The following is a 10,716-nucleotide window of genomic DNA, read 5'->3' on the forward strand; positions in this document are numbered from 1 at the left end:
CGTAGCCAGCGCCGCCGGGGGGGCGCCGGTGGCGGCGCCGCTGTCGGTGCCCGCCTCTACGATCGGCAGCGATGTCCGCACCGGTCTCCACCTCAGCGCCCGCCGTCCCGTCCAGCTCGGGCGTGCGCCCGCGGCTGCTGCTCCTGGACGGCCACTCGCTGGCCTACCGGGCCTTCTTCGCGCTGCCCGTCGAGAACTTCTCGACGACGACCGGCCAGCCGACCAACGCGGTGTACGGCTTCACGTCGATGCTGATCAACATCCTGCGCGACGAGCAGCCCACGCACCTCGCCGTGGCCTTCGACGTCGGCCGCAAGACGTTCCGCAGCGAGATCTTCGCCGAGTACAAGGCCAACCGGTCCGAGAGCCCGACCGACTTCCGGGGGCAGGTCAGCCTCGTGCAGGAGGTGCTCGGCGCGCTGCGCGTGCCGGTGATCACCGCGGAGGGCTTCGAGGCCGACGACGTCATCGCGACGCTCACGGTGCAGGCCGTCGAGCAGGGCATGGACGTCCTCATCGCCACCGGCGACCGCGACGCCCTGCAGCTGGTCAACGAGCACGTGACCGTGCTCTACCCGCGCAAGGGCGTCTCGGACATGACCCGCTTCACCCCGGAGGCGGTGGAGGAGAAGTACGGCCTGACACCGAGGCAGTACCCCGACTTCGCCGCGCTGCGGGGCGACCCGAGCGACAACCTGCCCTCCATCCCCAGCGTCGGGGAGAAGACGGCGGCGAAGTGGGTCCGCGAGTACGGCTCGCTGGACGCCCTGGTCGACCGGGTCGACACGGTGAAGGGCAAGGTCGGCGAGAAGCTGCGCGAGCACCTGTCGTCGGTGATGCAGAACCGCCGGCTCACCGAGCTCGACCGCGCCGTCCCGCTGGAGATCGGGCCGGAGGACCTCGCCGTCCAGGCGTGGGACCGCAACGAGGTGCACACCCTCTTCGACAACCTGCAGTTCCGCGTGCTGCGCGACCGGTTGTTCGCCACGCTCACCAGCGCCGAGCCCGAGGTCGAGGGCGGTTTCGAGGTCGGGCTGGACGAGCTCGCTCGCGGGGAGCTGGGCGAGTGGCTGGACACCCACGCCCGCGGCCGCACCGGGCTGATCTTCCGCGGCACGTGGGGGCGGGGGACCGGGGAGCTGACCGGCATCGCCCTGGCCGGCGGCGACGACCACGCCACCTTCGTCGACGTCGGGCCGGACCTGGACGTCGCCGACGAGCAGGCGTTGGCCGCCTGGCTGGCCGACCCCGACCGGCCCAAGGTCGTGCACGAGGTGAAGGGCCCGCTGCTGGCGATCTGGGCCCGCGGCTGGGAGCTGGCGGGGATGGTCAGCGACACCGCGCTGGCCGCCTACCTCGCCCTGCCGGGACAGCGCTCCTTCGACCTCGCCGACCTCGCCGTGCGCTACCTGCGCCGCGAGCTCAAGGACACCGCCGAGCCCGAGGGCCAGCTGACCCTCGACGGGCTCGGCCCGACCGAGGACGACGTCGCGCGGGAGGCCGCGCACGCCGACGTGCTCAAGGCCGTGGCGGTCAACGACCTCTCCGACGCCCTCGAGCAGGTGCTGGGCTCCAAGGGCGGCGACGCGCTGCTCGGCCAGATCGAGCTGCCGCTGACCCGGGTGCTGGCCGCGATGGAGTACCGCGGCATCGCCGTCGACCTGGACTTCCTGCACGACCTGCAGAAGGAGTTCGCCGACGGCGTCGCCGCCGCGGCCGCCGAGTGCTACGCGGTGATCGGCCGCGAGGTGAACCTCGGCTCGCCCAAGCAGCTGCAGGCGGTGCTCTTCGACGAGCTGGGGCTGCCGAAGACGAAGAAGAACAAGACCGGGTACACCACCGACGCCGACGCGCTCACCTCGCTGCTGGCCTCGACCGGCCACCCCTTCCTCGAGCACCTGCTGCGCCACCGGGACGTGACCCGCCTGCGCACGGTCATCGACGGCCTGATCCCGATGGTCGACGACGCCTCGCGCATCCACACGACCTTCCAGCAGACGATCGCCGCGACCGGCCGGCTCTCCTCGACCGACCCGAACCTGCAGAACATCCCGATCCGCACCGCCGAGGGCCGCCGCATCCGGCAGGCGTTCGTCGTGGGGCAGGGCTACGAGTCCCTCATGACGGCCGACTACAGCCAGATCGAGATGCGCATCATGGCCCACCTCTCCGGCGACGAGGGCCTGATCGAGGCGTTCATGTCGGGGGAGGACCTGCACTCCTTCGTCGCCTCCCGCGCCTTCGACATCCCGATCTCCGAGGTCGACCCGGAGATGCGCCGGCGGATCAAGGCGATGAGCTACGGCCTGGCCTACGGGTTGAGCGCCTACGGGTTGTCGGGGCAGCTGCGCATCTCCGTGGAGGAGGCGCGCGAGCAGATGCACGCCTACTTCGAGCGCTTCGGCGGCATCCGCGACTACCTGGACGGCGTCGTCGACGACGCGCGGCAGACCGGCTACACCGAGACGACGCTGGGCCGCCGCCGCTACCTGCCCGACCTGACCAGCGACAACGGCCAGCGCCGCCAGATGGCCGAGCGGATGGCGCTCAACGCACCCATCCAGGGCTCGGCCGCCGACGTCATCAAGGTGGCCATGCTCAACGTGGAGAAGGCCATCGCCGCCGAGGGGCTGCGGTCCCGGATGCTGCTCCAGGTGCACGACGAGCTGGTGCTCGAGGTGGCCGCGGGGGAGCGGGAGGCCCTGGAAGCGCTCGTCCGCCGCGAGATGGCCGGCGCCGCCGACCTGTCGGTGCCGCTGGAGGTCTCGGTCGGCTTCGGCGCCAGCTGGGACGACGCGGCGCACTGAGGATGGCGCCCGCCGTCCGGCTCACCGCGGAGCTCGACACCGCGACGCGGTCGGCGGTCCGGGCGCTGCTGGACGAGGCGTTCGAGGGCGGGTTCGACGAGCACGACTGGGCGCACGCCCTCGGTGGGGTGCACGCCCTGGTGCACGAGGGGGAGCGGCTCGTCGGCCACGGCTCCGTCGTCGGGCGGCGCCTGCTGCACGGGCAGCACGTCCTGCGGGCGGGGTACGTCGAGGCGGTCGCCGTCGCCCCGGACCGGCGGCGTCAGGGGGTCGCCTCGGCGGTGATGGGCGCGCTCGAGCGGGTCGTCCGGGCCGAGGCCGATCACGGGGCGCTCAGCGCATCGGAGGACGGCGCGGGCCTGTACGCCGCACGCGGATGGCTCCTGTGGCGGGGGCCGACCTCGGTGCTCGGGCCGGACGGGCCACGCAGGACACCGGAGGACGACGGGTCCGTGCACGTGCTGCCGGGGCGGGTGCCGCTGGACCTCGACGGCGAGCTCACCTGCGACTGGCGGGAGGGGGACGTGTGGTGAGCGCCGGTGCCCCGCCGCTCCCGGCGGGGGTGCAGCGCGGGCTTGGGTGCCGCGCTCGGAGTTCGAGACCGACGTCGGGGCGATGCTCGCCTCGGGCCGCTGGGTGACGGAGTACCAGTACCGCCCGGTGAAGGACCGGCTGCTGGCGCAGGCGGAGGCCGTCGTCCGGCTCGAACACCCCTTCCCGCTGGTGGCGGCGCGGCTGCTCCGGCGATCGGTGGTCCGCGCGGTGACCGGTCGTGCCTACCGGAACGGCAACCGGGAGAGCTTCGCGATGTGGCTGCGGGCCTCGCACCCGCTGCGCATCGTGCTCAGCCGCGAGTTCTGGGCCAAGCGCCGCCGCAGCGAGGCGGAGTTCGCGGCGGCCGCGGCGGGCGGGGTCGTCGTCGTCCGGCTGCGCGGGCGCCGGGCCGCGGCGCGCTGGCTCGCCGGCCAGGGATGACCCTCGACCGTCAGGTGAGGACGGCGTCCGCGTAGCCGGCGAGGAGGCGGGCGAGCTCGTCGGGCCGGCTCAGGCCGACGCAGTGCCCGGCCTGGATCACGTCGGGCTCGGGGATGCCCAGCCGGTCCGCGGCGACGCGGCGCTGGACCGCCGGCGGGATGAAGCGGTCGAGGGCGGTCACCACGAACCGCGAGGGCACGGCCGGCAGGTCGGGCAGCGGCCAGGGCGTGCGGCCGAGCAGGTCCCCGGTCGGCCGCTCCCGGGCCAGCGCTTCGGCGGCCAGCCCCGCCGGGACGTCGTGGTAGTACGCGACCAGCGGATCGGGGTGCCCGGTGAGCCCGCCGTCGACCCGGCGGGCCCGGGCCACCGCACCGCCCCAGCCGACGGCGGCGAACCACTGCTCCGGGGTCTCACCGGCGCGGGGCACCAGGCCGGCCACGAACACCTGGAGCGAGGCGCCGCACGCCTCGGCCGCCAGCGGCACGACCTGGCCGCCGGAGGAGTGGCCGACGAGGACCGGGCCCGGCGCACCGGCGGCCGCGGCGCGGACCACCGCCGCGCAGTCGTCCCACGTCGCGTCGTCGTCGTCGGTGGGCAGGTCGGGCGCGACGGCGTGGTGGCCCCGCTCCTGCAAGGCGCGTTGCACGAGGTGCCACGCCCACCCGCCGTCGCCGGAGCCGTGGATCAGCACGAAGGTGGCCACGAGGACGAGACCGGGTCGTCGACCAGAAGTCAGCGGTGCCCACCGGCCCGAGGAACCCGAACCCTCAGGTGCAGGTTCAGGATCGCCGGCACACCAGGATGAGGGTGCCCGGGACGAGCGCGCCCCGCTCCGGGGACCACTGGCCCCAGGTCTGCGTCCGGCCCGGCGTCCACTCCGGCTCGACCAGGTCCTCGAGGACCAGTCCGGCCCCGACGACGGCGCGCACCCAGTCCCCGACGGTGCGGTGGTGCTCGACGTAGACGGTCCTCCCGCTGCCGTCGGTTTCGACGTAGGGCCGGCGGTCGAAGTACGAGGAGGTGACCCGCAGGTCCTCCGGGTCGGGCGAGTCGGGGAACGGCCAGCGCAGCGGGTGGTTCACCGACGCCACGAACCGCCCGCCCGGGCGCAGCACGCGGGCCACCTCGGTGAGCACCGCCCGCGCGTCCGCCACGAAGGGCAGCCCGCCGAAGGCCGAGCAGGCGAGGTCCACCGACGCCGTCGCGAGGGGGAGCCGGCCGGCGTCGGCCTGCAGCAGCGGGACGGCGGTGCCCGTGGCGCGGTTGAGCTGCGCCGCGCGGGCGAGCATGCCGGCCGACACGTCCAGGGCCACGACGTCGGCTCCCTGCCGGGCCAGCCAGCGCGCGCACGGGGCCGAGCCGCAGCCGATCTCGAGCACGCGCCGCCCGGCGACGTCCCCGAGCAGCCGGGCATCCGCCTCGCGGAGCCCCTCGGGGCACCACAGGAAGTCGGCGTCGCCGAGGTCGCCGCCGTGCTCGGCCAGGTAGGCCGGTGCGGCCGCGTCCCACCACCGGCGGTTGGCCCGCGCCGACTCGTCGGGGCCGGCCGGGCGGCGTGCGACCCCGCCCGCGGCCGGGTAGCCGTCACCGCCCAGGGGGAGGCCGCCGGGGGGCGGGGGAGGGGCGCTCATGACACGCCGATGGTGACACGCCGCGGGACGGCGCAGGCGGGGTCGACCCAGGTGGACCCGGGCGCGTCCGCGTCCGTAGACTGAGGAATGCGCCAGAGGTCTGTCGTGGTTTTCCCCACACGGAACGCCAGAGCCGGCTTCCCCCGCTGAACCAGCCCCGTGATCCCGTGGTCACGGGTCGTCCCGTCCCTACGCATAAACCGTCCGGAGCAACCAACCACATGACCTCCACTCAGGTCCGTCCTTCCAGCACCCCCCAGGTCGCCGTCAACGACATCGGCAGCGCCGAGGACTTCCTCGCCGCCATCGACGCGACGATCAAGTACTTCAACGATGGCGACATCGTCGAGGGCGTCATCGTCAAGGTCGACCGGGACGAGGTGCTGCTGGACATCGGCTACAAGACCGAGGGCGTCATCCCCTCGCGCGAGCTCTCCATCAAGCACGACGTCGACCCGAACGAGGTCGTCAAGGTCGGCGACGAGGTGGAAGCCCTGGTCCTCCAGAAGGAGGACAAGGAAGGGCGGCTGATCCTCTCCAAGAAGCGCGCGCAGTACGAGCGCGCCTGGGGCACGATCGAGGCCAAGAAGGAAGCCGACGAGGTCGTCACCGGCACCGTCATCGAGGTCGTCAAGGGCGGCCTCATCCTGGACATCGGTCTGCGCGGGTTCCTCCCGGCCTCGCTGGTCGAGATGCGCCGCGTCCGCGACCTGCAGCCCTACGTGGGCCGCGAGCTCGAGGCGAAGATCATCGAGCTCGACAAGAACCGCAACAACGTCGTGCTCTCCCGCCGCCAGTGGCTGGAGCAGACCCAGTCCGAGGTGCGCAGCGAGTTCCTCAACAAGCTCGCCAAGGGCCAGGTCCGCACGGGCGTCGTCTCCTCGATCGTCAACTTCGGTGCCTTCGTGGACCTGGGCGGCGTCGACGGCCTGGTGCACGTCTCCGAGCTGTCCTGGAAGCACATCGACCACCCCTCCGAGGTCGTCGAGGTCGGCCAGGAGGTCACCGTCGAGGTCCTCGACGTCGACCTGGACCGCGAGCGGGTCTCCCTGTCGCTGAAGGCGACGCAGGAGGACCCGTGGCGTCAGTTCGCGCGCACGCACCAGATCGGCCAGGTCGTGCCCGGCAAGGTCACCAAGCTGGTCCCCTTCGGTGCGTTCGTGCGCGTCGACGAGGGCATCGAGGGCCTGGTGCACATCTCCGAGCTGGCCGAGCGCCACGTGGAGATCCCGGAGCAGGTCGTGCAGGTCGGCGACGAGCTCCTGGTCAAGGTCATCGACATCGACCTGGACCGCCGCCGCATCTCGCTGTCCCTCAAGCAGGCCAACGAGGGCGTCGTCGGCGACGAGGAGCAGTTCGACCCGGCCGCCTACGGCATGTCGGCGTCCTACGACGAGCAGGGCAACTACATCTACCCGGAGGGCTTCGACCCGGAGACGGGCGAGTGGCTCGAGGGCTTCGACGAGGCCCGCGAGACCTGGGAGCGGCAGTACGCCGAGGCCCAGGCCCGCTTCGAGGCGCACCGCAAGCAGATCGCGGCGGCCAAGGAGGCCGACGCCGAGGCTGCGGCCGGTGGCAGCTACTCCAGCGAGGACGCCGCCGGCGCGGACGCCCCCGCGAGCACCGGTGGCACCCTGGCCAGCGACGAGGCCCTGGCCGCGCTGCGGGCCAAGCTCGCCGGTGGCGAGTGAGCTGCTAGCTCGGCACTGAGCACTCAGCTCTGAGCACCGGAGGCCCGGGACCCACGTGGTCCCGGGCCTCCGGCGTCTCCACGGGTGGCGCGGACACGGCACCGCCGCGCCGCCGGACGTCGAGAGGCCCCCGTGGACATCGGTCCACGGGGGCCTGTCGACGGTTCCGCCCCGCTCAGATCCCCGATGAGCGGCGCGGTCGCGGGTGCGGTACCCCCGTCGCGGGACGGGAGTGCCGGGGTCAGAGGCTGAGGATGATCGCGAACGCGGTGCGGGGGCGGCCGCCGTTGCCGGCGAGGAACGTCCAGGTGTGCCGGCCGGCGGGAGGCGTCTGCACGAGCCAGCGCAGGAAGGCGTTGCGCGGCCCGGGGACGGGGCGCTGCGCGTCCATGCGGGCGCGGACGGCGGGGATGTCGGCGCAGCGCACGCCGGAGAGGGCGCCCACCCGGTGACGTCCGGCGCCCCGGGAGGCAGCGCGGGTCGACGGGGTTCCAGCAGCGGACCGGTGACGGGACATGGTGGGTTCTGCCTCTCTCGGCGGGGAAGATCGCCGGGGCCGAAGTTATCCGTGTGACTGCTGGGACTCGTGCGACGCGCCGGGGCACCTCCGTGCGTGTTACCTGTCCGTGATGTCGGGGCGGCCCTGTCGCTACTCTGCGCACATGCTGCGGATCGGATTGACCGGCGGGATCGGCTCGGGCAAGAGCACCGTCGCAGGCCTGCTCGCCGACCGCGGGGCGGTGGTCATCGACGCCGACCGCATCGCGCGGGAGGTGGTGGAGCCGGGCACGCCGGGGCTGGCCGCGGTGGTCGACGCGTTCGGGGAGGGCGTGCTGTCCGCCGACGGCTCGCTCGACCGGCCCGCGCTCGCGGCTGTCGTCTTCTCGGACCCGGCGGCCCGCGCCCGGCTGGACGGCATCGTGCACCCGCTGGTGCGCGACCGCGCGGTGCAGCTCGCCGCCGGCGCGCCCGAGGACGCCGTGCTGGTCAACGACGTCCCGCTGCTGGTGGAGACCGGGCAGGCGGGCTCCTACGACCTCGTGGTCGTCGTGGAGGCCGAGCTCGCCACCCGGCTGACCCGGCTGGTCGACCGCGGTGTCCCCGAGGCCGACGCCCGGGCCCGCATCGCCGCGCAGGCGACCGACGAGCAGCGCCGGGCGGTCGCCGACGTCGTGCTGGACAACAGCGGCCCCCTGGAGCAGCTGGCCGAGCAGGTCGCCCGCCTCTGGGAGGAGCGGGTCGAGCCGGCCCGTGGCTGAGGGGAGTCCGGTCCCGGGGACGCCGGCGCGACCGCCCCTGGGTGTCGGCCTGGCCCCGGTCACCGAGAGCCGGCTGGCGCGGCTGGTGGCGACCGCGCTGGACGGCGCCGCCCCGGACGAGGTGACGCCCCCGGTCACGCCGGGGGAGCGGTGGACCCCGGAGCGGGTCGAGTGGCTGCGGGCCTTCCACCGCGACCGGCGAGCCGGCCTCGACGGGCCGGCGCGCGAGGCCACCTGGGTGGTCGTCGTGGTCGGCGGCGAGGGTGTCGAGGGGGAGCGGGTCGTCGGCTCGGTCCGGCTGCGGCGGACCGGTGAGCCGGCAGTCCTGGAGACCGGGATCTGGCTGGCGCGCGCCGCCCGGGGCAGGGGCATCGGCCGGCAGGCCCTGGAGCAGGTGCTCGACCGGGCCCGCGAGGCGGGTGCCACGGCCGTGCGGGCGGACACGACCAGCGGCAACGCCGCCGCGCTCTCGGTGCTGGCGGCGCTCGGCTTCACGACCACGGTCGACGGCGAGCGGGTGCGCGCGGAGCTGGTCCTGCGGGGCTGAACAGTGCCCGGAACGGCAGAACCCCAGGCGCCCGATCGGCGTCCTGGGGTTCCGGTGGTGGGCGATACTGGGATCGAACCAGTGACCTCTTCCGTGTCAGGGAAGCGCGCTACCGCTGCGCCAATCGCCCGGCCCGGCCTCGCGACCGGTCCCTCCTCCGCGCTCGTGCTCCGCGGAGGAGAACGAGGTGGAGACGGGATTTGAACCCGTGTAGACGGCTTTGCAGGCCGTTGCCTCGCCTCTCGGCCACTCCACCGCACGCGGGCGCCGATCTCTCGATCAGCGCCCGAGGTTCCGAGCGGATGACGGGATTCGAACCCGCGACCCTCACCTTGGCAAGGTGATGCTCTACCACTGAGCCACATCCGCGTTGCAGGGAGAACGTTACCTGACGGCCTCCCGGCGTCCAACGAGGGGGGTGCCCCCGCCGTTCTCCGACCGCGTTCCCGCAGGTCAGTGGCCCGAGGGGTCCGCCCCGCCGTTGGAGAGCAGGACGTGCAGCTCGTCGTCGAGCCGGAGCAGCTCGCTCTCGGAACCGGACGGGACCAGCGCCTCGGTCTGCCGCAGGAAGCCGGCGACGACCGCCCGGGACAGCTCGAACAGCGCCTCGCCGGAGGGCGCCCGGAGGTGCAGGAACAGCACGTCGCTCGCCGCGTGGGCGGGCCAGACGCGCACGTCGCCCTCGCCCGAGGGGCGGTCGAGGCCGGCCTGCAGCAGCTCGCGGCCGACCAGCCAGGCGATGCCCTCGTCGGTGTCCACGGCCCCGCTGTCGTCACCGATGTCACCGAAGGCGATGCGGACCGCGAACGGGTCCGTCGCGTCGTAGCAGAGCAGGGCCGGCACCTCGGTCCACGACTGGGGACCGATGAGCTGGAGCGTGACGGGGGACGTGTGACCGGGGTTCCAGCGGTTGGTCATGTCAGGTCAACGACGTTCCGTCGGAGGAGTGACGCAGCACGTCACTCCCGTCCCACCCGTCGCACCAGCCCCACATGTCGGTCATGGGTGCATGTGTCCCCGCCGAGAACGCTCCGGAAACGATTTCGGGGCAGTCGTGACCGATGAGGTTCAGGAGACACCTCGGCGTGAGCGGCGGGACGTAGGCTCCAGGGGTCGCCCGGGGGCGAGGACGCGCCCGTCGCCGGGCGCCACGGACGCGGAGGTGACCAGCTGAGCGAGCAGGAGACCGTGGCCCCTCCGGACCGGCGGCCCCAGCGCGAGTCGCGGGACGAGCGCCGCGCCCGGTACGACACCGATGACGTGCGCAGCCTGCGGGAGCGGGTCGCCGACGCGCGGTGGCGGCGCCGGCTCGCCGCGCGGCGCAGCACCAACCACGCCTACCGCGTGGCGGTCGGCGTCGTCGGCGGGCTCGTCGTCGCCTTCGGCCTGGTCACCATCCCGCTGCCCGGGCCGGGCTGGCTCACGGTCATCGCCGGCCTGTTCGTGCTGGCCAGCGAGTTCACCTGGGCCGAGCGGCTGCTGGAGTACACCAAGCAGCGGGTCGGCCGCTGGTCGGACTGGGTGGGTGCCCAGCCGGTCTGGGTGCGGGTCCTCCTCGGCCTGCTGACGGCCGCCTTCGTCTACGGCGTCCTCGTGGTGATGCTGCACCTGCTGGGCGTGCCGGACTGGATCCCGGGGTGGGTTCCGCTCTGGCGCTGAGCGTCTGGCAGAATGGCGGGGGGGGGGGGGGGGGGGGGGGGGGGGGGGGGGGGGGGGGGGGGGGGGGGGGGGGGGGGGGGGGGGGGGGGGGGGGGGGGGGGTGGGGGGCGGGGGGGCGTGGGGGGGGGGGGCGGGCGCAGCGCGCGG

11 protein-coding genes and 3 tRNA genes are annotated in these 10,716 nt (G+C 74.0%); 7 read left to right on the top strand and 7 right to left on the bottom strand.

Annotated elements, in window-relative coordinates; all coding sequences use genetic code 11:
- Nucleotides 1-71 precede the first annotated feature (71 nt).
- Genes polA through ACI79H_RS06490 form a run of 3 tightly spaced genes read left to right on the top strand, consistent with a single transcriptional unit; the run spans nucleotide 72 to nucleotide 3,782 of the window.
- Nucleotides 72-2,807 (top strand): DNA polymerase I, encoded by a 2,736-nt coding sequence (polA, locus tag ACI79H_RS06480; RefSeq protein WP_456553557.1) that lies wholly within the window; start codon nucleotides 72-74, stop codon nucleotides 2,805-2,807.
- 2 nt (nucleotides 2,808-2,809) lie between these two features.
- A complete protein-coding gene (locus tag ACI79H_RS06485; protein WP_456553558.1) occupies nucleotides 2,810-3,340 on the top strand; it encodes a GNAT family N-acetyltransferase in 531 nt (176 codons plus the stop codon).
- 46 nt (nucleotides 3,341-3,386) lie between these two features.
- Complete coding sequence (locus ACI79H_RS06490) at nucleotides 3,387-3,782, top strand: hypothetical protein (RefSeq protein WP_456553559.1); 396 nt, start codon at nucleotides 3,387-3,389, stop codon at nucleotides 3,780-3,782.
- A gap of 10 nt (nucleotides 3,783-3,792) precedes the next feature.
- Here the strand turns inward: ACI79H_RS06490 and ACI79H_RS06495 are convergent, their stop codons facing one another.
- Together ACI79H_RS06495 and ACI79H_RS06500 are read right to left on the bottom strand one after the other, a co-directional pair.
- A complete protein-coding gene (locus ACI79H_RS06495; protein WP_456553560.1) occupies nucleotides 3,793-4,485 on the bottom strand; it encodes an alpha/beta fold hydrolase in 693 nt (230 codons plus the stop codon).
- A 76-nt stretch (nucleotides 4,486-4,561) separates the two neighbouring features.
- On the bottom strand, nucleotides 4,562-5,413 hold the full coding sequence (locus ACI79H_RS06500; protein WP_456553561.1) for a class I SAM-dependent methyltransferase: 852 nt from the start codon (nucleotides 5,411-5,413) through the stop codon (nucleotides 4,562-4,564).
- Nucleotides 5,414-5,634: 221 nt separating this feature from the next.
- On the opposite strand from ACI79H_RS06500, the gene rpsA reads away from it, so the two are divergent.
- The gene (rpsA, locus tag ACI79H_RS06505; RefSeq protein ID WP_456553562.1) at nucleotides 5,635-7,104 is read left to right on the top strand and encodes a 30S ribosomal protein S1; all 1,470 of its coding nucleotides are present in this window, start codon (nucleotides 5,635-5,637) and stop codon (nucleotides 7,102-7,104) included.
- 241 nt (nucleotides 7,105-7,345) lie between these two features.
- On the opposite strand, the gene ACI79H_RS06510 is transcribed toward rpsA, so the two are convergent.
- Nucleotides 7,346-7,549 (bottom strand): hypothetical protein, encoded by a 204-nt coding sequence (locus tag ACI79H_RS06510; RefSeq protein WP_456553563.1) that lies wholly within the window; start codon nucleotides 7,547-7,549, stop codon nucleotides 7,346-7,348.
- Nucleotides 7,550-7,766: 217 nt separating this feature from the next.
- Between ACI79H_RS06510 and coaE the strand changes: the two genes are divergently transcribed.
- Nucleotides 7,767-8,363, top strand: a complete 597-nt coding sequence (gene coaE / locus ACI79H_RS06515) for a dephospho-CoA kinase (RefSeq protein WP_456553564.1) — start codon at nucleotides 7,767-7,769, stop codon at nucleotides 8,361-8,363.
- Nucleotides 8,356-8,910: a GNAT family N-acetyltransferase gene (locus ACI79H_RS06520; protein ID WP_456553565.1), complete on the top strand. Its 555-nt coding sequence runs from the start codon at nucleotides 8,356-8,358 to the stop codon at nucleotides 8,908-8,910. The genes coaE and ACI79H_RS06520 overlap by 8 nt, the downstream gene beginning before the upstream one ends.
- 55 nt (nucleotides 8,911-8,965) lie before the next feature.
- On the opposite strand, the gene ACI79H_RS06525 is transcribed toward ACI79H_RS06520, so the two are convergent.
- From ACI79H_RS06525 to ACI79H_RS06540, 4 genes are all read right to left on the bottom strand, one after another.
- Nucleotides 8,966-9,040, bottom strand: a tRNA-Val gene (locus ACI79H_RS06525).
- A 55-nt stretch (nucleotides 9,041-9,095) separates the two neighbouring features.
- Nucleotides 9,096-9,166: transfer RNA gene (locus tag ACI79H_RS06530), tRNA-Cys, on the bottom strand.
- A 41-nt stretch (nucleotides 9,167-9,207) separates the two neighbouring features.
- Nucleotides 9,208-9,279 (bottom strand) — tRNA-Gly (locus ACI79H_RS06535).
- An 84-nt stretch (nucleotides 9,280-9,363) separates the two neighbouring features.
- Entirely contained in the window at nucleotides 9,364-9,828 is a 465-nt protein-coding gene (locus tag ACI79H_RS06540; protein ID WP_456553566.1) for an SsgA family sporulation/cell division regulator, read from the bottom strand.
- A 270-nt stretch (nucleotides 9,829-10,098) separates the two neighbouring features.
- On the opposite strand from ACI79H_RS06540, the gene ACI79H_RS06545 reads away from it, so the two are divergent.
- Nucleotides 10,099-10,569: a TIGR02611 family protein gene (locus tag ACI79H_RS06545; RefSeq protein ID WP_456553567.1), complete on the top strand. Its 471-nt coding sequence runs from the start codon at nucleotides 10,099-10,101 to the stop codon at nucleotides 10,567-10,569.
- Nucleotides 10,570-10,716: the final 147 nt, after the last annotated feature.

It is taken from the genome of Blastococcus sp. SYSU D01042 (assembly GCF_054050515.1).